We start from the raw sequence: 19,785 nt of genomic DNA on the forward strand, positions 1-19,785 counted from the left end.
CCTGCCGCTGCCGCTGGTCTAAAGGCGGCGGCATGAATGATGTCGCTGCGCCAGCCGCCCAGAGCTGGAAAGTCACCCTGCCCTGCACCCGCGCCGAAGCGGAGGCGCTGGACGGGGACATCGCCGCCTTCGCCCTGATGGAGCATCCACCGGTGCTGATGACCAGCGAGGCGGAGCCGGACGACGAGAATAAGTGGCAGCTCGACGCCTATTTCGAAGGCAAGCCGAGCCCGGCGGCGATCAAGCTGCTCAAGACCCTGGTGCCCAGCGCATCGGGCATCAAGCCGCAGGTCGAGGCGCTGCCCGATGAGGATTGGGTGACGATGAGCCAGCAGGGGCTGGAGCCCGTCACCGCCGGCCGATTCCATGTGCGCAATGTCGCCAGCGACCCCGAACAGCCCGGCCATGTCAATTTCCTGATCGAGGCGAGTCGCGCCTTTGGCACCGGCCAGCATGAGACCACCGCCGGCTGCCTGGCGATGATCGACCGGATGCGCAGCGTCGGCATGCGCTTCCGCAATGTCGCCGATATCGGCACCGGCACCGGCCTGCTCGCCTTTGCCGCGATGACATTGTGGCCGCGCGCCCATGCGATCGCATCGGACATCGATCCGGTAGCGGTCGACATCAGCCGGGAAAATGCCGTGGCGAACGGCATTGCCCTGGGTGGAGGCGCCGGCCAGTTGGCGCTTTGCACCGCCGCTGGCGTGGATCATCCCGCGCTGGTCGGGCGCGCGCCCTATGACCTGCTGATCGCCAACATATTGGCCGGGCCGCTGATCGAACTGGCGCCCTCGCTTTGCGCATTGGTGGAGGATGGCGGCACGATCGTGCTCGCCGGTCTGCTCAACGAACAGGCCGATGCGGTGATCGCCGCCTATCGCGCGCAGGGCATGCGCCTCGCCGAACGCAGCGATCGCGGCCATTGGCCGACTTTGCGCCTGCGCAAGCGCCCGCAGATCGGCTGGAAGCGCCCCCGCCGCATCAATGCCGCCGCGCGTGGCGAAGCCCCCGGCTTCGGCAGCATCTGACTTTTCGACTTATCCACAGGAGACGCTTTCATGGTCCTCACCCGTCAGACGATCATCCATGACGGTCCGGGCGGCCCGTTCGAAAGCGTCGCCGTGGTCGACGATGCCGCCGCCGGCCCGGTGCCGGGCATCCTGCTGGTGCCCAATGTCCTGGGCACCAAGGAAGCCGACTTCCTCTATGCGGAAAAGGTCGCGGCGCTGGGCTATGCGGTGCTGGTCGCCGACGTCTTTGGGCAGGGCAAGCGCACCACCCGCGAGGATCCCGATGCCGGGCGCTACATGAACGAACTCAACGCCGACCGCGCGCTGCTTCGTGACCGGATGCTGAGCGGCCACGCGCTGCTCAAGGATATGCCGGCGGTCGATGCTGCCCGCACGGCCGCGATCGGCTTCTGCTTCGGCGGCAAATGCGTGCTCGACCTGGCCCGCGCGGGCGCCGACATTGCCGGCGGCGTCAGCTTCCACGGGGTCTATGAGGCACCGCCCTTCCCCAACGCCACGATCACCGCCAAGCTGCTGGTCTGCCATGGCTGGGAAGACCCGATCGCGCCGCCCGAGGCGACCATCGGCCTGGCGAAGGAGCTGACCGAGGCGGGCTGCGACTGGCAGATTCATGCCTATGGCCATACCGGCCACGCCTTCACCGACGAAAGCGTCCATATGCCCGAAAAGGGGCTGGCCTACAGCCCCGACGCCGACCGGCGCAGCTTCCGCGCGATGGTGAATTTCCTGGAGGAACTGTTCGGCTAAACCGCCAGCAGCTTTTCCACCGCTGCCGCGATCGCGAACAGGCGCTGGTCCTGCCCGGCCCGCGCCATCAGCATCAGGCCGACCGGCAGGCCGCCCTCGCGCGGCAGCGGCAGGGAAATGGCGCACAGGTCGAAGCTGTTGCCGAGGCCGGTGTTGCGCAGCAGCAGCCGGTTGCGGGCGACGAAGGCGTCGACATTCGCCACCTCGGCTTTGGTCGGCGCGACGATCGGCGTGGTCGGCAGGACGAGGACGTCCAGTCCGGTCAGGCGCGCGTCCATCGACCGCACCAGCGCGGCGCGCTCCACCAGCATCTGCCGGTGGCGTTCGGGCGTCACGTCACAGCCCGCCTGCATCCGCGCCAGCACGATCGGATCGAAATCCTGCGCGCGGGTCGCGATTCGATCGCGATGAATGGCATAGGCCTCGACCGAGGCGATCGGCACCGGCGACTGGAGCGCCTGCATCGCGTCGAATTGCGGGAAGACTTCGTCGCTGAGCGTCAAGCCCGCCTTGCCCAGCCGCGCCAGCGCATCGGCGAACCGGGCCGCGACGGTCGCGTCCAGATCGGCCAGCGGCAGGCCCTGGGGAATGCCGGCGCGCAACCCCTTGAGCGGCGCGAGGTCGAGCCGGCGGGGCGCCTCGCCCGCCAAGATCGCATCGGTGCGGAAACAGGCGTCGACACTGGTCGCGATCGGCCCGATCGAATCGAGCGTGGGCGACAGCGGAAAGGCGCCATCGGTCGGCACCCGCGCCTTGGTCGGCTTGTAGCCGACGACACCGCACAGCGCGGCGGGAATGCGGCAGGAACCGCCGGTATCGGTGCCGATCGCGATCTCGCACATCTGATCGGCCACCGCGACGCCGCCGCCGCTGGTCGATCCGCCGGGCACGCGGGTCCGGTCGGCCGGATTGCCCGGCGTGCCATAATGGGGATTGGCGCCGACGCCGGAAAAGGCGAATTCGACCATGTTGGTCTTGCCGACGATCACCGCGCCGGCCTGCTTCAGCCGGGCAACGACCGGCGCATCGACGGTGGCGGGCGGCGCATCGGCCAGGATCAGCGAACCGGCGCGGGTCGGTTCGCCCGCGACATCGAACAGATCCTTGATGCTGACGATCGCGCCGTCGATCGGCGAGAGCGGCGAAGCGGCGCGGGCATCGGCCGCGTCCGCCGCCGCCCGCGCGCTGTCCGCATAGAGGGTGAGGTAGGTGCGCCTGCCCTCCCCCGCCGGGTCGGCGATGCGCGCGAGCGCTGCTTCCAGACGCTCGCGCGACGGGCGGGATTTGGCGATGGCCGGCGCGCCGACGGTGCCGAGCGCCATGGCGCCACCGGCGCCGTGCAGGATCGTCCGTCGCGTCACGCCGCCATGCTCCATCTATTGCCCCCCCGATCAGCCCGGTCAGATATCCTCGATCATCTCCGCCAGCACCGCCAGGCAATCCTTGCCCAGTTGCGCCGAACGGGCCGGCGACCAGCCGAAATCGGCGTCGGGCAGATCGTCATTATCCTTGAACGGCATTTCCAGCGTCATCGCGACCGCGCCGAAGCGTTCGGCCAGCTGATTGGTCGACATGGCGAGATTGGCCTTGCCGCCGCCTGCCACCGGATAGCCGAGGCGGGTCTGGAAATCGGGCGTCCGGGCCGCCAGCGTGTCGCGATAGCGATGATAGAGCGAGAGTTGCCGGTCGGTGATCGAGGGAATGCCCTCAAAGCCTGCCAGGAACACCGCCGGGATCGCCTCATCGCCATGCACGTCCATGGCGAAATCGACGCCGGTCTCGTCCATCGCGGCACGGACCAGATAGACTTCCGGGCTCTTGTCCATCGACGGCTCATGCCATTCGCGGTTGAGATTGATGCCCGCCGCATTGGTGCGCAGATGACCGCGCCGGCTGCCGTCCGGATTCATGTTGGGGACGATGTGGAAGGTCGCCTTCTGACGCAGATAGCGCGCCACCGCGTCCTCGTCGTCGGTCAGGCGCTCCAGCGCGCCTTCCATCCACCACTCGGCCATGCTTTCGCCCGGATGCTGGCGGGCATAGAGCCAGACATTCTTGGGGCCTTCGCCGACGCTCAGCATGTCGAGCGGCTGGCCGTCCAGCGTCAGGCCGAGTTCGCGATGCTCGACGCCCGGCTGGCATGCGGCCCAGGCGACCAGATCATGATGGCGCTCCATCGAATAGGGCGCGAAATAGGCAAGCCAGACGGCATTGCTGTCGGGCGAGAGGCGGATCGTCAGCGTGCCGTCTGCATAGTCGGTATCGGCCTGAAGCCAATTCTCGCGATCCTCGCTCATCCGCGCCTTGTAGCCCGGCCAGCCGTCGGGATAGGCCGAGCCCGCGCAGTTCACGATCGCCAGTTCCACTTCGCGTCCGGCGGCGCCCGCCAGACGGAAATGGAACCATTGATAGAAGTCGCTGTCCTTGTCCTTGACGATTTCCAGCTCGGCGCGGACGCCCTCTGGACTGTCGGTGATGGAAAGAACGCGGATGTTGCCGCTGTCGAAGGCGCTCGAAATGGAGATGGTCATTTGACCGTTATAGTGCGCCCGGATTCGCCCGGATAGCCCCCGAGGAGGGCGGCAGCGAGCTTTTGCGCGACGGCGCGCGGCTGCGACTCGGGCGTGCCTTCACGCGATTCGGTCGAGGCGCGACCTTCCCAGATGGCGGCCTGATCGCTGCGACGGCGAATCTGGATCTGCAATTCGGTAGAGACGATATCCTTGGGCTTGCCCGACAGGTTGATGCCGACGCCCAGCCCCAGGCCGGAATAGCCGCCACTGCCCAGCGCCCCGCCAACGCCGACGCTGACCGGCTTGTCATTGCGCGCGGTGCCGGTCGGGCGGAAGCTGCGGCGGAAGCCGACCAGCGCGACATAGTCGCTGCCGGCATCGCCCGCATTGGTGAAGCCGACGCGCTGCAGCTCCTGGCTCACCGCCCCGGCATAGGTGCGAAATTCCAGGCCAACGTCCGGATTGCCGGGGATTTCCTGCACCGCGATCGATCCGGCCCGTGCCGGGCTGCCATTGTGGAATCGCGTCACCTCCACCGACGGCACCGTCGCGCAGGCGGCGAGCGACAGGGCAAGGCAGGAGGAGAGGATGGTCTGTTTCAACATGCGATTGCACTCCAACGGGACTATGTCCAACACGCCGCCGACATAGCATTCCCTTCCAACGGGTGAAGCCATGACTTGGCTGCATGCAGGATGAACGGTGGCAAAAGGCGGTGGCCTGCGCTTGACTTTCGGCCGCCTCCCCCATAGGGGCTGCGCTTCGATTTTTCCAATCAGACATGATTCCAGAAGGCTGACAATGAAGATCCGCAACTCGCTCAAGTCGCTCAAGGGCCGCCACCGGGACAACCGCGTGATCCGTCGTCGTGGCCGGACCTACGTCATCAACAAGACCAACCGTCGCTTCAAGGCCCGCCAGGGCTAAAAGCGCGGACGGATCGGCTCGCCGATCCTCCGGACCTTCCAAAGGTCTTATTGAGCGCCCGATCCCATGGATCGGGCGCTCAACGTGTTGGCGCGGCATTTTCGCGCGAATCGATTCGCGGCCATGAAAAAAAGCGCGGCCGCCCGAATGGGGCGGCCGCGCCGAATCGATCATGCCAAAGCCGTCAGGCCGGCAGGCTGGGTGTCTCGTCGCGCCCCTTCAGCTCGTCGCCGCGCACGGTCGCCACATGCAGCACATTGGTCGAACCGGGCGTGCCGAAGGGCACGCCGGCCAGCACCACGATCTTGCCGCCCTTGGCGCTCATGTCGTGGCGCAACGCCATGCGGCGCGCCTTGCCGATCATTTCCTCGAAATTGCCGATATCCTTGGTGCGGATCGCATGGACGCCCCAGGTCAGGCCCAGCTTGCGCGCGGTATCGGATCGCGGCGTCAGCGCCAGGATCGGTGCAGACGGCCGCTCGCGCGCCACGCGGCGCACGGTGCTGCCCGATGAGGTGAAGCAGGTGATGACGCTGGCGCCGACGACCGGCACGATGCCGGCGGCAGCCTCCGCCAGGGCGTCGGCGGTGGTCGGGTCGGGCCGCGTTTCGGTGAAGTGCAGACGGGCGAAATAGCCCGGATCGCGCTCCACGCTATGGGCTATGCTGTCCATCATCGACACTGCCTCGACCGGCCAGTCGCCCGCCGCGGTCTCAGCCGACAACATGATCGCGTCAGCGCCGTCATAGACCGCAGTGGCCACGTCCGACACTTCGGCGCGGGTCGGGGTCGGCGCCTTGATCATCGATTCGAGCATCTGGGTCGCAACCACCACCGGACGGCCCATGCGGCGCGCTGTCGCGACGATCTGCTTCTGCAGCGGCGGCACCGCCTGCGGCGGCAGTTCCACGCCCAGATCGCCACGCGCGACCATCACGCCGTCGGCCATCTCGATAATCTCCTCCAGCCGCTGCACGGCCGAAGGCTTCTCGATCTTGGCCATCAGAGCGCCATGGCCACCCATCAGCTTGCGCGCCTCGGCCAGATCCTCGGGCCGCTGGACGAAGCTCAGGGCGATCCAGTCGCAGCCCTGATCGACCGCGAAGCTGAGGTCTCGGCGATCCTTGTCGGTCAGCGCCGGCACCGGCACGACCACGTCAGGCACATTCACGCCCTTGCGGTTCGACAGGGTGCCGCCGATTTCGACGATGGTGTCGATTCGCGTGTCCGTGACTGCCTTCACCCGCAGCACCAGCTTGCCGTCATCCAGCAGCAGCCGGGTCTCGGGGACCAGCGCGGCGTAGATTTCGGGGTGTGGCAGGTTCACGCGCTCGACGGTGCCCGGCGTGTCGTCCCGATCGAGGACGAAGGCCGCGCCGGTTTCCAACACCACCAGCCCCTTCTCGAACGTGCCCACGCGCAGCTTGGGGCCCTGAAGGTCGGCCAGAATCGTGGTTGGCCGGGAAAATTCCTTTTCCAGCTCGCGGATCGTGGCGATGCGGGCGGCATGATCCTCATGCGCGCCATGGCTCATATTGACTCGAAAGGCGTCGGCACCCGCGACAAACAATGCGCGGATCATCTCTGCGCTCTCGCTGGCGGGACCGAGGGTCGCGAGAATGCGAACCTTGCGCGAGCGGGGCGATAGTCGTGTCATGTCTTCTCCTGGCCGTATTGATCGCCTCTGGCTTGCCAGGGCGTCGTTATCGATTATCCGTGCTGCACGACAGGATGATGTAGATTAAGCGAAAGGTTCCGCCTGTGTCCGCTACCATACTCAGTGACGCCGTCGCTGCAACCGCCTTCCGTCGGCTGATCGCGCATTTGCAGCATCGGACCGACGTGCAGAATATCGACCTGATGGGCACGGCCGGCTTCTGCCGCAACTGCCTGGCCGACTGGATTGCAGAGGCCGACGGCCATCTGACCCGCGACGAGGCCCGTGCAATCGTCCACGGCATGCCCTTTGCCGAATGGAAGGCCCGCCATCAGAACGAAGCGACGCCCGAGCAGATCGCAAAGATGCAGGAGAGTGTGGCGAAGAACGCGGACAACCACTAAGCTTTGGCATTAGGCTTCGGGCGACCCTGCCGGATCAGCCTGGAGTGCATTTCGCAACCCGGCATTTCTCAATTAGAGCCTGATTCACGGTATCGGCGGAAGCGCAAAGCGCTTCCACCTCAACCGATCAGGCTCTAGGAGCATCCGCCAACCGATTCACACTGACACGGAGATTCCCATGAGCGAGGGCAATATCGCAGCCGACCAGCTGCGCCTTCTGATCGAGCGCATCGAGCGCCTGGAAGAAGAAAAGAAGGGCATCGGCGACGACATCAAGGACGTCTATCTGGAAGCCAAGGCGACCGGTTACGACCCCAAGATCATGCGCCAGATCATCCGCCTGCGTAAGATGCAGCCGCATGACCGCCAGGAAATGGAAGCGATCCTGCAGACCTACCTGTCCGCGCTGGGCATGGAATAAGGCGGTCCACACCTTATTCCCGACCGGTGCAAGCCACCGGACCTTGCCGAGGGGTGCTGTCGACCTACATCTGGTCCAGCCCCCTCGCGCCAGGGGCGCCACCAAAATGAGAGGACGCCCCTTATGACCGACATCATCGTCAGCACCACCAGCCGCCTGGAAGGCCGTCCCGCCCAGGATTATCTGGGCATCGTCACCGGCGAAGTGATCGTCGGCGCCAACCTCTTTCGCGACCTGTTCGCCAGTGTGCGCGACATCGTGGGCGGCCGATCGGGCGCCTATGAGGATGTGCTGCAACGCGCCCGCAGCGAAGCGATCGAGGAGATGCAGGGCAATGCCCGCAAGCTCGGCGCCAATGCCGTCGTCGGCGTCGACCTCGACTATGAAGTGATCGGCGCCAATGGATCGATGCTGATGGTCTCCGCCTCGGGCACCGCGATCCGCTACTGATCGCGCCACCCCCGCTATCCTCTAGCGTTGCAGGATGGCGACGCGCTCGCTAGAGAGCGCGCTTCGGTTTCACAGAAAATGTCAGGAGAAGGCCGTGGCCGGCCATTCCAAATTCAAGAACATCATGCATCGCAAGGGTGCGCAGGACAAGAAGCGCTCGTCGATGTTCTCCAAGCTGTCGCGCGAAATCACCGTCGCGGCCAAGATGGGCATGCCCGATCCGGACATGAACCCGCGCCTGCGCCTGGCGGTCAACGCCGCCAAGGCCCAGTCGATGCCCAAGGACAATATCCAGCGCGCGATCGACAAGGCGATCGGCGGCGACATGGAGAATTACGAGGAAATCCGCTATGAGGGCTATGGCCCCGGCGGCGTCGCCATCATCGTCGAGGCACTGACCGACAATCGCAATCGCACCGCGACCAATGTCCGCACCGCCTTCGCCAAGAATGGCGGCAACCTCGGCGCATCGGGCGCGGTGAGCCATGGCTTCGACCGCCTGGGCCTCATCACCTATCCCGCCAGCGCCGGCGATGCCGACGCCGTCTTCGAAGCCGCGCTGGAAGCGGGTGCGGACGATGTCTCGTCGAACGAAGACGAGCATGAGATCTGGACCGCGATGGACGCGCTGCACGAAGTCGCCAAGGCGCTGGAAGCCAAGCTGGGCCCGGCAGAGGGCGCCAAGCTCGCCTGGAAGCCGCAGACCACGCTGGAAGTCGACGAAGCCAATGCCGCAACGCTGCTGAAGCTGGTCGACACGCTGGAAGATGATGATGACGTCCAGACCGTCTGGGGCAATTATGAAGTCTCCGACGCCGTGATGGAGAAGCTGGGCTAAGATGCCCGGCACCCGTTCGCTTCGGGCGAGATCGCGCAGCGCCGATGCGCGCCGGTCTTGCCCGACGCGGACGATCCTGCACCCATGATCATACTTGGCCTCGACCCCGGCCTCGGCACCACCGGCTGGGGCCTGATTGCCGCCGACGGCAATCGCCTGACCCATGTCGGCAACGGCCAGATCAAGACCGACAGCGCGATGTCGCTGGCGACGCGGCTGATGGCCCTCGACCTGGCGCTGACCGACCTGATCCTCGAACATCGGCCCGATGGCGCCGCGGTCGAGGAGGTGTTCGTCAACGTAAACCCGCAATCGACGCTGAAGCTGGGCCAGGCGCGCGGCGTCATCCTGCTGAATGCGGCCCGTTCCGGCATGGAAGTGGGCGAATATGCCGCCCGCCTCGTCAAGAAATCGGTCGTCGGCGTCGGCAACGCGTCGAAGGACCAGGTCCATGCCATGGTCCAGCGGCTGCTGCCCGGCGCCAAGATCGTCGGGTCGGACGCAGCCGATGCCCTTGCGGTTGCGATCACCCATGCCCATCATCTGGCGAGCGCCCGGCGAATGCCCGCGCGCTGACCTGCCATCGGAGACCATCGCGACCATGACCGACCTGCCCCACGCCCGCTACATCATCGTCCCGCATGACGGCGCGTGGAAGATCAACCTCAACAACAGCTATTATGGCCCCTTCGCGACGCAGCAGGCGGCCATCGACAGCGCCACCGAAACAGCGAAGAAGGCGGCGGCAGGCGGCTATCCCGCATCGGTCCTGCTGATGAACGGCACCGCGTTCGACACGGCCTGGACCAGCATCGAAAACGACGACACCTGATTTTTACATATTTCGGGAACTCTTCGTCCCTTTCCGCATTTATCGACACCAGCATAAGCGGGCGCAGGGATGAGCAAGAAGATTCTGATCGTCGAGGACGAGATTTTCGTCGCGTTGGAAATCGAACAGATTGTGCAGGATGCCGGCTTCGATGTCGGCGGCATCGCGGCCGACCGCGAGGCGGCGATGGCCGCCGCCGAATCCTGCGACATCGCCCTGGTCGACCTCAACCTGCGTGATGGCCCCACCGGCCCCGCCATCGGCATGGAACTGGCCAGCCGCTTCGGCATCAAGGTCATCTATGTGACCGCCAATCCGGCGCAGATCGGCACGGCGTCCGTTGCGGCGCTGGGCGTCGTCACCAAGCCCTTCCGCGCGCAGAGCATTGCCCAGACCGTGCGCCTGGCGGCCACCGAAGCAGCCGACCTCGCCACGGCGGAAATTGCCGGCTTTACGCCCTTCCCGCCGCAGCGCGGTGCATCGAGCGTCGCGGTATCCGCAGGCTGAGCCGAAGCCCTTCGGGGCACCATTGCCGTTCGAGTTGACCACCCAGCTGACGCTCGACGCTAAGCGCGATCAGGCGACTGCCAAAGCCTTCGCTAGCGATCGGCGCCACACTCGGTCCGCCCTCTTCGCGCCAGTCGAGCCGGATATCCTCATCCTGCATCACCACATGCAGCGCGATAAAGCCATCGGGCGTCGATAGCGCGCCATATTTGGCGGCATTGGTCGCCAGTTCATGAAACAGCAGCGCCAGCGGCGTCGCCGAGCGATCATCGATCGGCGGATTGTCGCCCGACAATTGCAGCCGTTCCCGGCCGCCATAGGGCGCAAAAATCTCCTCCAGCACGCCATGCAGCGATGCTTGCTCCTCTGCCATGCTGACGCCGCCGCCATGGGTGCGGACGAAGTCATGCGCCCGCCCCAGCGCCAGGATGCGGTCGCGCAGGTCGTCCGCCCCTTCCTGCATGCCCGGACGCTCGCGCGCTGACAGGCCAATGAGGCCGGCAATGACGGAAAAGATATTCTTGATCCGATGCGACAACTCATGCGCGATCATCTCGCGCTCTTCGAGCATGAGCTTCTGTTCGTGAATCTCGGTGCAGGTGCCGATCCAGCGGATGATCTGCCCCTGCGCGTCACGGATTGGCAGGGCGCGCCCCAGCGTCCAGCGATAGAGGCCGTCGCGGTGCCGCAGCCGATATTCGATTTCATAGGGATCGCCGCTCGCCAGCGAATGGCGCCATTTCTCCCAGGCCTTGGGCTGGTCATCGACATGGAACATGCCGTTCCAGGCATCGCCATCGGTCGATCCGGCCGGCACGCCGGTATATTCATACCAGCGCGCATTATAATAATCATGATAGCCGTCCGGCAGGGTCGACCAGACCATCTGCGGCATGGTGTCGGCCAGGGTGCGGAACATGCGATCGCTGTCCGCCACCGCTGCCGCGTCGAGCCGCTGCTGGGCGATCACGTCGCGATCGCGGCGGCGTCCTTCCAGTTCCACCATCACCTGCCGTGCCAGCAGCGACAGCCCCTGACGCTGCAGCGGGGTCAGATCATCGCGCGGCACCGTGTCGATGACGCAGAGCGCGCCCAGCGGCTCACCATCGCCGCCGACCAGCGGCGCCCCGGCATAGAAGCGGATATACGGCGCACCGGTGACCAGCGCATTGTCGATGAAACGCGCATCCTGCGTCGCGTCGGGCACGACGAAGATATTGTCGCCCAGCATAGCGAGGGCGCAGAAGGAGACGTCGCGCGGCGTCTCCTCCGCATCCAGCCCGACCCGCGCCAGAAAGCGCTGCCTTACATCCTCGACAATGCTGACGAGCGCGATCGGCGCCCCGCATAGTTGCGCGGCGAAGCTGGTGATGTCGTCAAGGGTACGGAAACCGCCGGCGTCGAGATCATAAAGCGCCAGCAGCGCCGCCCGATCCGTTGCCAGGCCGCGTCCGTCAGCCATCGCTGACCCGCTCGATGTCGGCGCCGACGGCCGAGAGCTTTTCCTCCAACCGCTCATAACCGCGATCGAGATGATAGACGCGGCTGACGATGGTCTCGCCTTCGGCAGCAAGGCCGGCCAGGATCAGGCTCATCGAGGCGCGCAGATCGGTCGCCATCACCGGCGCACCGACCAGCTTGTCGACGCCACGCACGACCGCAGTGCGGCCGTTGACGCTGATGTCGGCACCCATGCGCGCCAGTTCGGGCACATGCATGTAGCGATTTTCGAAGATCGTCTCGGTCAGGACCGACGCGCCCTCCGCCTTGGTCAGCATCGCCATGAACTGCGCCTGCATGTCGGTCGGGAAGGCCGGGAAAGGCGCGGTCGAAAGGGTCAGCGGCTTGAGCTTGCCGTCGGACGAAACGCGGATGCCGTCGCGATGCTCGTCGACCTGCACGCCAGCGTCGCGCAGCGCAGCCAGGATGGCGTGCATATCGTCGGCATTGGCGCCGATCAGGTCGAGCGAACCGCCGGTGATCGCCGCAGCGCAGGCATAGCTGCCCGCCTCGATACGGTCGGGCATGACACTGTAGGTCGCGCCGTGGAGCCGATCGCGGCCATGGATCACCAGCTTGTCGGTGCCCACGCCCTCGATATCGGCGCCCATCGCGATCAGCAGCTTGCAGAGATCGACGATCTCGGGCTCGCGCGCGGCATTTTCCAGGATGCAGGTGCCCTTGGCGAGCGAGGCCGCCATCAGCGCATTTTCGGTCGCACCAACCGACACCACCGGGAAGGTGTAGATGCCGCCGGGCAGACCGCCATCGGGCAGGCTGGCGCGGACATAGCCGGCCGCGATCTCGATGATCGCGCCGAAGGCTTCCAGTGCCTTGAGGTGCAGGTCGATCGGGCGGTTGCCGATCGCGCAGCCGCCGGGCAGCGACACCCGTGCCTCGCCGGCGCGGGCGAGCAGCGGGCCGAGCACCAGGATCGACGCGCGCATCTTGCGCACGATGTCATAGGGCGCCTCGGTCGAGGTCACGCGACCGGCGCGCATCGTCATGACGCGGCCGAAATCCTCCGGACGGGCGCCTTCGATCATGGTCGACACGCCAAGCTGGTTGAGCAGATGGCCGAAGCTGTCGACGTCGGCCAGGCGCGGCAGATTGCGCAGCGCGACGGGTTCGTCAGTCAGCAGCGCGCAGGGCAGCAGCGTCAGGGCAGCGTTCTTAGCGCCGGAGATGGGAAGGCGGCCGTTGAGTTGCTTGCCGCCGCGAATGTGAATGCGGTCCATTGGCTAGGTTTCATAGCGTCTATTGCGCGCCGTGCAAGGCGCGCGCGCGGTCGTTCGGCGTGAAAAACGGCCAGGGACGAGCGCGACGGAAGACTATTTTCGCGGATCGCCGCAACCTTGATCGAGTTTAGTGCGCCTTGCCGAAATGCAGCCAAAAGGAGGTTGGGGCGTTCTGCCATCGTAACAACAATTTCAAGAAGAAGGTGTATTGGTGGCGACGAGCTGTTTCGCGGAAAGACTGGCCAAGACGGTTCCCCTGTCCGACGCAGAAAAAGCAGCATTGGCTCGGCTGGAAGAAAATCCCCGCAAGATCAAGCGCGGGGCAATGATCCAGCGCGTCAACGAGACGATCACTGAGTTGTTCGTGCTGCGCGAAGGTCGGGTCATGAGCTATGTCATCCTGCCCGATGGCAGCCGCCAGATATTGCGCGTCTACTTCCCCGGCGATTTCATCGGTTCGGCCAGCACCATATACAGCAAGGCCCCTGAATCCTTGGTCGCCCTGTCGGACGCCATCGTCTGCCCGTTCGACAAGCATGCGCTACGCCGGCTGCTGGAGGAATATCCGCGCGTCGCCGCCCTGCTGTTCCTGCTGTCCAATGCGGAGCGGGTAGCGATGACCGACCGGCTTGCCTCGCTGGGCCGCACATCGGCCAGGGCGCGGGTCGCCTCCTTCCTGCTCGACATGTTCGACCGGCTGCGCGTGACGGACGACAGCATCACCGACAGTTTCGACCTGAAGCTGACGCAGGAAGAGATTGGCGACGCGATCGGCCTGACGTCGGTTCATGTGAACCGGATGATACGACAGATGGAGCAGGAAAAGCTGATCAGCCGTGCCAATGGCCGGATCACGCTGGTCGACATGGCCCGGCTGGAAGAGATCGGCCATTATACCAACCGGCACAAGCATATGGACCTGGACTGGCTGCCCGCAATGAGCTGACGCGCCGCGCGTCAGGCCAGCAGTTCGACATCCCAATAGAGCCAGTCGTGCCAGCTTTCGTGGAGATAGCCGGGCGGAAAGGCGCGGCCATGTTCCTGCAACTGCCAGCTGGTCGGCCGGATCGGCTGGACATGCAACTGCATGCCCGCTTCCCTGGGCGTGCGCCCGCCCTTCTTGAGATTGCAGGGCGAACAGGCGGTCGCGACATTTTCCCAGGTGGTACGGCCACCCGCGCGCCGCGGCACGACATGGTCGAAGGTCAGATCCTGCGTCGTGCCACAATATTGGCAGCTGAAACGATCGCGCAGGAACAGGTTGAACCGGGTGAAGGCCGGATGCTCCGAGGGTCGCACATATTGCTTAAGCGCGATGACCGAGGGGATGCGCATCTGCAGGCTGGGGCTGTGGACTTCCCGCTCATAGGAAGAGACGATGTCCACCCGCTCCAGAAAAATCGCCTTGATGGCGGTCTGCCAGGGCCACAGGCTCAGGGGATAATAGCTGAGCGGGGTATAGTCCGCATTCAAAACCAGCGCCGGGCAGTTTTCCGGATGCCGTATCAGGTCGGGATGGTACATAGTCGCCTCTACCCCCTTGCCGACGCCGCTGATCGATCAACAACGTGACAAGAGCATGACAGCATTAACGAATATCCGCCGTCAAGAGCCTGTATGACTCAATCCACCGCACCACAGCATCTTGTGAGTCGTTTCGCGCCAAGCCCCACCGGTCGATTGCATGTCGGCCATGGCTGGTCGGCGCTGATGGCGATGGACCTGGCACGGGCCATGGGGGGCACCTTTCGCCTGCGGATCGAGGATATCGACGGCACGCGCAGCCGACCCGAACATGTCGACGGGATTGTCGAGGATCTGCGCTGGCTGGGCGTGGCATGGGATGGTCCGATCATCTTCCAGTCGCAGCGCCTGGCCGACTATGACGCGGCGCTCGACCGACTGCGCGCGATGGACCTTCTCTATCCCTGCTTTTGCACGCGCGCCGATATCCAGGCGAGCCTGACCGCGCCGCATGGCCCGGAAGGCCCGGTCTATCCCGGCACCTGTCGCGCCCTGCCGAACGCCCAGCGCGCGCAACGTATCGCGGCGGGCATGCCCCACGCCTGGCGGATCGACATGCAGGCGGCGGTCGCACGGACGGGGCCACTCCGCTGGGCCGCCCTGCCCTATCCGCCCGATCCCAACGCGGCGCCATGCGAAATAGCAGCCGATCCAGCGGCAGCGGGCGATGTCGTGCTGGCGCGCAAGGATGCGCCGGCCAGCTATCATCTGTCCTGCACGCTGGACGATGCGGCGATGGGCGTCACCCATGTGCTGCGCGGCAATGACCTGCGCGCCGCGACCGACATCCATCGCCTGCTGCAGGCGCTGCTCGACCTGCCCAGCCCCGCCTATATCCACCACCCGCTGCTGCTGGGCGCCGATGGCAAGAGGCTGGCGAAGCGGGACGGGGCGATCGCGCTCGCCGAACTGCGTGGCGCCGGCATGGCCCCGCAGCGCCTGGCCGATGATCTGCGCGCCGGGCGCTTTCCGGTTGGCATCACCGCCGGAGCGGCCTAGCATCCCCCCATGACTACCGTGCTCGTCATCGCCCTGATCCTTGCCATGGCCGCGACCCTGTTCGCGCTGGTCCGCGGCATCATCGCCTTCCTCCAGGCGACAAAGGAGGAACTGAACCTGCCCGAGGGCGCACCGCGCCCGTCCAGCCTGAAGCAGAACCGGATGATGATGAACCGCATCCTGTTCCAGGCCGGCGCCGTCATCATCATCGCCCTGTTGCTGATGATGAAGGGCAATGGCTGAGGGCTGATGGTCAAGCTCAACAAGATCTACACCCGCACCGGGGACGCGGGCACCACCGGCCTGGTCGACGGATCGCGCCTGCCCAAACATGCGCCGCGCATGCAGGCGGTGGGCGACGTGGACGAGGCGAACAGCGCGATCGGCCTGGCCATATTGGCGATCGGCGACAGGCCCGAGGGGGCCTGGCTGACCACCATCCAGAACGACCTGTTCGATCTGGGCGCCGACCTCGCCACGCCGATCCCGGATGGCGCGGACGAGCCCTGGGCGCTGCGCATCATTGCCGGCCAGGTCGCGCGACTGGAACAGCAGATCGACGACATGAACGCCGATCTGGCTCCGCTCGACAGCTTCATCCTGCCGGGCGGCAGTCCGGCCGCCGCCGCGGTCCATCTCGCCCGTGCGATCACCCGCCGGGCCGAGCGCAGCGCGACGGCCGCCGCCGCCGATGTCGCGCTCAATCCGCAGGCGCTGGCCTATCTCAACCGCCTGTCCGATCTGCTGTTCGTGCTCGCCCGCCGGCTGAACGACAATGGCGCGCGCGATGTTAAATGGGTGCCGGGCGCGTCAAGACAGGTCTGATTTCAACGGCCTGGCTACCATCGGCCACGCTTTGCCTTGCAGCGCAACATTAACCCTATTCATTCAGAGCGCGTTTAGCCAATTCTCCAAATTTGCGGGTTATTCGCAATTAGTGAGAGGGCCAAGATGCAATTCTATCTGGCAACATCCTTCATCTTTCCGCGCAGCCTGCGCCTGCGCCTGTTCGCACTCTGCTTTGTCGCCACCCATTTGCCGCTGATCGGCTATATCAGCTGGGGCATGGCAACCGGCCGGATCGCGCTGGCCGAATTCCTGCTGCTGCTCGGCGCCACGCTGGTCGGCACGATCATGGCGCTGATGGGGATCGGCGCGCTGCTGAGCCCGATTCATGCGCTGGCCGATACGCTGCGCCCCGACAGTCCGGAGGCACCGGTCCTGCCCGAAGTCGGCGACGTGATCCGCACCCTCTATGCCGGCGTCCACCGCGCCGCGACATCGACCCGCGCGCAGATGGACGAATTGCAGGTGGCGGCGCATGAAGATCCGCTGACCGGCATCGCCAACCGGCGCGGCCTGCTGGCGCAGATCGACGAGCTGCCGGTCGAAAAGCGCCAGGGCTGCATCGCGATCATCGACATCGATCATTTCAAGCAGGTCAATGACCGGCTGGGCCATGACGAGGGCGACCGGGTGCTGCGCGATTTCGCCACCCGCCTGTCGGCCCAGATCCGGCGCATCGACATGGTCGCGCGCTGGGGCGGCGAGGAATTTGCCGTCTTCTTCCAGCATTGCATCGAGGATGAGGCGAGCTGGTCGCTGGCGCGCCTGGCAGAACAGATTCGCGAGCATCCGCTGGGCGATGTCGATGGCCGCCCGATCACCTTTTCCGCCGGCATCTGTCGCTGGAAGGGCGAGGAGATGGACGAGGTGCTGCGCCTTGCCGACCAGGCGCTGTACGAAGCCAAGGCCAATGGTCGCAACCAGCTGCGCCGTGCCCGGCCGGAGCGCACCGCCGCCTGATTCTGCGCCGCGCCAGGGCGGCAAGGAACCGACCTGCCCGGTCATGCGCTTACCCCTTGCGAGAGCGGTGCAACCGTATCGAAAGGGGTGTGCATGGCCAAAATCTGGATCCAGCCCGGACAGGACGCGCTGGCGGAACGCTATCGCGCCGTCCGCGCCCTGACGCAGGCGCTGGCGACGCCCCTGTCCGACGCGGATGCCACGGTGCAGTCGATGCCCGAAGCATCGCCCGCCAAATGGCATCTGGCCCATGTCAGCTGGTTCTTCGAAACCTTCGTCCTGCGCGATCATGTCGAGGGCTATCGCCCCTTCGACGACCGCTTCGCCTATCTGTTCAACAGCTATTATGAGGCCGAAGGGCCGCGCCATGCCCGGCCGATGCGGGGCATGCTGACCCGGCCGAGCCTGAACGACGTGCGCGCCTATCGCGCCCATGTCGATGCTGCGCTGCTGGCCGCCATGCCACATCTGCCGGAGACCGCCTGCACGCTGGTAACGCTGGGGCTGCAGCATGAGCAGCAGCATCAGGAATTGCTGCTGACCGACCTGCAGCATCTTTTTTCGCTCAATCCCATCGCGCCCGCCCTGTTCGATGCACCCAGGGCGATGCCCGCGCCGGTCCCCGGACCGTTGCACTGGATCGAGGGACGCGAGGGGCTGGTCGAGATCGGCGACGACGGCAAGACCGGTTTCGCCTTCGATTGCGAGGGGCCGCGCCACAAGGTCTTCCTGCGCCCCCATGCTTTGGCCCATCGGCCCATCACCAATGGCGAATGGATCAGCTTCATCGAGGATGGCGGCTATCGTGATCCGTCTCTGTGGCTGTCGGATGGCTGGGCCTGGGTCCAGGCGGAAGGGATAGAGGCGCCGCTCTACTGGCAGCGCGGCGAGAAGGGCTGGACCCGTTTCGGCCTGGACGGACGCCAGCCGGTCAATCCCGCCGCCCCGGCCTGCCATATCAGCCTGTATGAGGCAGACGCCTATGCCAGTTGGGCGGGCGCGCGCCTGCCGACCGAGGCGGAATGGGAAAGCGCGGCGCTCAACATCGCGCCGACCAGTGGCGAGCAACTGGACGGCGCCGCCTGCCCGCGCGCCCGCGCCGCCGAAGACGGCACCAGCCTGACCCAGATGTTCGGCGATGTGTGGGAATGGACCGGCAGCGCCTATCGCCCCTATCCCGGTTTTCGCACCGCCCCCGGCGCAGTCGGCGAATATAATGGCAAGTTCATGTCCGGGCAGTTCGTGCTGAAGGGCGGCAGCTGCGCCACCCCGCGCGGCCATGTCCGCGCCAGTTACCGCAATTTCTTCCACCCCCATCAACGCTGGCAGTTCACGGGACTGCGGCTGGCCAAGGATCTGTAAGCCCCATGCTGCTGACGCACGACATGCCCGCCGCCCGCGCCATCGACCCGGCATTCCGCCGCGACATATTGGCCGGCCTTGCCCGATCGCCCAAGGCGACCCCGCCCATCTGGTTCTATGATCGGCGCGGATCGGAATTGTTCGAGAATATTACCGACCTGCCCGAATATTATCCGACCCGCACCGAAACCGCGCTGCTGGCCGGACATGGCGATGATTTCGCTGCCGCGATCGGCCCCGGCCGGGCGGTGGTGGAATTCGGCGCCGGCAGCGCGCGCAAGACGCCGCACCTGCTGCGCGCGATCAATCCCGCCGCCTATGTGCCGATCGACATCAGCGGCGATTTCCTGCGCACCAGCAGCGCCGAATTGGCGAGCGTCTTTCCCGGCCTGCCGGTGCTGCCGCTGGTCGGCGACTTCACCGGCACATTGGCCCTGCCCGACGCGATCGACGGCCTGCCGCGGCTCGGCTTCTTCCCCGGCTCCACCATCGGCAACAGCGAGCCGGACACCGCCGTCGACCTGCTGCGCGCGATGCGCCGGCTGCTGGGCGACGAAGCGATGCTGCTGATCGGGATGGACCGGATCAAGGATCGCGACCGGCTGATCGCCGCCTATGACGATGAAGCCGGTGTCACCGCCGCCTTCAACCGCAACCTGCTGGTACGGATCAACCGCGAGTTGGAGGGCGACCTGCCGGTCGATGCCTTTGCCCATCGCGCCATCTGGAATGACGAGAAGGCGCGGATCGAGATGCATCTGGAAGCGACCGAGCCGCTGCATTTCCATGTCGCGGGCCAATGTTTTCACATGAAGGCCGGCGAGACCATTCATACCGAGAGCAGCCACAAATATGGCGCGCGCGATGAACGGCTGCTGCTGCGCGCGGGCGGGTGGGAGCCCATGGCCGAGTGGATGGACCCGGACGGCCTGTTCGCGCTGGTGCTGGCGAAGGCGGGGTAGAATCTGCCGGGGAATTTCACGCGACAGTCGAAGTTCACAGTGTCGTGGGGCTGATTCCGGCCAA

General features: G+C 65.7%; 24 protein-coding genes. 17 read left to right on the forward strand and 7 right to left on the reverse strand.

All coding sequences use genetic code 11. The features are described 5' to 3' along the window. Positions 1-32: 32 nt before the first annotated feature. Both AC0KVN_RS15410 and AC0KVN_RS15415 read left to right on the forward strand, forming a co-directional pair. A complete protein-coding gene (locus AC0KVN_RS15410; protein WP_004210185.1) occupies positions 33-1,031 on the forward strand; it encodes a 50S ribosomal protein L11 methyltransferase in 999 nt (332 codons plus the stop codon). Between the two features lie 30 nt (positions 1,032-1,061). Then, positions 1,062-1,781: a dienelactone hydrolase family protein gene (locus AC0KVN_RS15415; RefSeq protein ID WP_435567206.1), complete on the forward strand. Its 720-nt coding sequence runs from the start codon at positions 1,062-1,064 to the stop codon at positions 1,779-1,781. On the opposite strand, the gene AC0KVN_RS15420 is transcribed toward AC0KVN_RS15415, so the two are convergent. The 3 genes from AC0KVN_RS15420 to AC0KVN_RS15430 are packed head-to-tail and all read right to left on the reverse strand — an operon-like array spanning position 1,778 to position 4,899. Then, complete coding sequence (locus tag AC0KVN_RS15420; RefSeq protein ID WP_435567207.1) at positions 1,778-3,142, reverse strand: amidase; 1,365 nt, start codon at positions 3,140-3,142, stop codon at positions 1,778-1,780. The two genes, AC0KVN_RS15415 and AC0KVN_RS15420, sit on opposite strands and share 4 nt — an antisense overlap. A gap of 39 nt (positions 3,143-3,181) precedes the next feature. After that, positions 3,182-4,312: a M14 family metallopeptidase gene (locus AC0KVN_RS15425; RefSeq protein WP_017499327.1), complete on the reverse strand. Its 1,131-nt coding sequence runs from the start codon at positions 4,310-4,312 to the stop codon at positions 3,182-3,184. Beyond that, the gene (locus tag AC0KVN_RS15430) at positions 4,309-4,899 is read right to left on the reverse strand and encodes a DUF4136 domain-containing protein (RefSeq protein WP_435567208.1); all 591 of its coding nucleotides are present in this window, start codon (positions 4,897-4,899) and stop codon (positions 4,309-4,311) included. Before AC0KVN_RS15430 ends, AC0KVN_RS15425 begins: the two co-directional genes overlap by 4 nt. Before the next feature lie 196 nt (positions 4,900-5,095). Here AC0KVN_RS15430 and ykgO point away from each other — a divergent pair, with 196 nt between their 5' ends. Further along, positions 5,096-5,221, forward strand: coding sequence for a type B 50S ribosomal protein L36 (gene ykgO / locus AC0KVN_RS15435; protein ID WP_004210176.1), 126 nt, complete (start codon positions 5,096-5,098; stop codon positions 5,219-5,221). Between the two features lie 184 nt (positions 5,222-5,405). Here the strand turns inward: ykgO and pyk are convergent, their stop codons facing one another. Continuing rightward, positions 5,406-6,878 carry a pyruvate kinase gene (gene pyk, locus AC0KVN_RS15440; protein WP_080726918.1) on the reverse strand — a complete coding sequence of 491 codons (1,473 nt, stop codon included), beginning with the start codon at positions 6,876-6,878 and terminating at the stop codon, positions 5,406-5,408. Between the two features lie 104 nt (positions 6,879-6,982). Here pyk and AC0KVN_RS15445 point away from each other — a divergent pair, with 104 nt between their 5' ends. From AC0KVN_RS15445 to AC0KVN_RS15475, 7 genes are all read left to right on the forward strand, one after another. Next, on the forward strand, positions 6,983-7,282 hold the full coding sequence (locus tag AC0KVN_RS15445; protein WP_004210173.1) for a DUF1244 domain-containing protein: 300 nt from the start codon (positions 6,983-6,985) through the stop codon (positions 7,280-7,282). Positions 7,283-7,460: 178 nt separating this feature from the next. Further along, complete coding sequence (locus AC0KVN_RS15450; protein ID WP_004210171.1) at positions 7,461-7,703, forward strand: DUF2312 domain-containing protein; 243 nt, start codon at positions 7,461-7,463, stop codon at positions 7,701-7,703. Between the two features lie 123 nt (positions 7,704-7,826). Beyond that, positions 7,827-8,153, forward strand: a complete 327-nt coding sequence (locus tag AC0KVN_RS15455; RefSeq protein ID WP_004210170.1) for a heavy metal-binding domain-containing protein — start codon at positions 7,827-7,829, stop codon at positions 8,151-8,153. Positions 8,154-8,247: 94 nt separating this feature from the next. Next, positions 8,248-8,991, forward strand: coding sequence for a YebC/PmpR family DNA-binding transcriptional regulator (locus AC0KVN_RS15460; protein WP_004210169.1), 744 nt, complete (start codon positions 8,248-8,250; stop codon positions 8,989-8,991). An 84-nt stretch (positions 8,992-9,075) separates the two neighbouring features. Beyond that, complete coding sequence (gene ruvC / locus AC0KVN_RS15465; protein ID WP_004210168.1) at positions 9,076-9,567, forward strand: crossover junction endodeoxyribonuclease RuvC; 492 nt, start codon at positions 9,076-9,078, stop codon at positions 9,565-9,567. Positions 9,568-9,592: 25 nt separating this feature from the next. Beyond that, positions 9,593-9,823 carry a DUF2188 domain-containing protein gene (locus AC0KVN_RS15470; protein ID WP_004210167.1) on the forward strand — a complete coding sequence of 77 codons (231 nt, stop codon included), beginning with the start codon at positions 9,593-9,595 and terminating at the stop codon, positions 9,821-9,823. A gap of 69 nt (positions 9,824-9,892) precedes the next feature. Further along, positions 9,893-10,330, forward strand: a complete 438-nt coding sequence (locus tag AC0KVN_RS15475; protein ID WP_037515798.1) for a response regulator — start codon at positions 9,893-9,895, stop codon at positions 10,328-10,330. On the opposite strand, the gene AC0KVN_RS15480 is transcribed toward AC0KVN_RS15475, so the two are convergent. After that, on the reverse strand, positions 10,275-11,792 hold the full coding sequence (locus AC0KVN_RS15480; RefSeq protein WP_435567209.1) for a sensor histidine kinase: 1,518 nt from the start codon (positions 11,790-11,792) through the stop codon (positions 10,275-10,277). The two genes, AC0KVN_RS15475 and AC0KVN_RS15480, sit on opposite strands and share 56 nt — an antisense overlap. Further along, positions 11,785-13,068, reverse strand: coding sequence for a UDP-N-acetylglucosamine 1-carboxyvinyltransferase (gene murA / locus AC0KVN_RS15485; RefSeq protein ID WP_004210161.1), 1,284 nt, complete (start codon positions 13,066-13,068; stop codon positions 11,785-11,787). Before murA ends, AC0KVN_RS15480 begins: the two co-directional genes overlap by 8 nt. 208 nt (positions 13,069-13,276) lie before the next feature. Here murA and AC0KVN_RS15490 point away from each other — a divergent pair, with 208 nt between their 5' ends. Continuing rightward, the gene (locus AC0KVN_RS15490) at positions 13,277-14,014 is read left to right on the forward strand and encodes a Crp/Fnr family transcriptional regulator (protein WP_004210159.1); all 738 of its coding nucleotides are present in this window, start codon (positions 13,277-13,279) and stop codon (positions 14,012-14,014) included. Positions 14,015-14,025: 11 nt separating this feature from the next. On the opposite strand, the gene AC0KVN_RS15495 is transcribed toward AC0KVN_RS15490, so the two are convergent. Continuing rightward, positions 14,026-14,592 carry an HNH endonuclease gene (locus tag AC0KVN_RS15495; RefSeq protein ID WP_004210158.1) on the reverse strand — a complete coding sequence of 189 codons (567 nt, stop codon included), beginning with the start codon at positions 14,590-14,592 and terminating at the stop codon, positions 14,026-14,028. A gap of 93 nt (positions 14,593-14,685) precedes the next feature. On the opposite strand from AC0KVN_RS15495, the gene gluQRS reads away from it, so the two are divergent. From gluQRS to egtD, 6 genes are all read left to right on the forward strand, one after another. Then, complete coding sequence (gene gluQRS, locus AC0KVN_RS15500) at positions 14,686-15,591, forward strand: tRNA glutamyl-Q(34) synthetase GluQRS (RefSeq protein ID WP_435567210.1); 906 nt, start codon at positions 14,686-14,688, stop codon at positions 15,589-15,591. A 9-nt stretch (positions 15,592-15,600) separates the two neighbouring features. Then, positions 15,601-15,834 carry a twin transmembrane helix small protein gene (locus AC0KVN_RS15505; RefSeq protein ID WP_004210155.1) on the forward strand — a complete coding sequence of 78 codons (234 nt, stop codon included), beginning with the start codon at positions 15,601-15,603 and terminating at the stop codon, positions 15,832-15,834. Between the two features lie 6 nt (positions 15,835-15,840). After that, a complete protein-coding gene (locus AC0KVN_RS15510; protein ID WP_435567211.1) occupies positions 15,841-16,416 on the forward strand; it encodes a cob(I)yrinic acid a,c-diamide adenosyltransferase in 576 nt (191 codons plus the stop codon). A 126-nt stretch (positions 16,417-16,542) separates the two neighbouring features. Beyond that, positions 16,543-17,397, forward strand: coding sequence for a GGDEF domain-containing protein (locus AC0KVN_RS15515; protein ID WP_004210153.1), 855 nt, complete (start codon positions 16,543-16,545; stop codon positions 17,395-17,397). A gap of 93 nt (positions 17,398-17,490) precedes the next feature. Next, positions 17,491-18,759 carry an ergothioneine biosynthesis protein EgtB gene (gene egtB, locus AC0KVN_RS15520; protein WP_435567212.1) on the forward strand — a complete coding sequence of 423 codons (1,269 nt, stop codon included), beginning with the start codon at positions 17,491-17,493 and terminating at the stop codon, positions 18,757-18,759. 5 nt (positions 18,760-18,764) lie between these two features. After that, positions 18,765-19,721, forward strand: a complete 957-nt coding sequence (gene egtD / locus AC0KVN_RS15525; protein ID WP_435567213.1) for an L-histidine N(alpha)-methyltransferase — start codon at positions 18,765-18,767, stop codon at positions 19,719-19,721. Positions 19,722-19,785 lie beyond the last annotated feature (64 nt).

This window comes from Sphingobium sp. SG1, assembly GCF_057063145.1.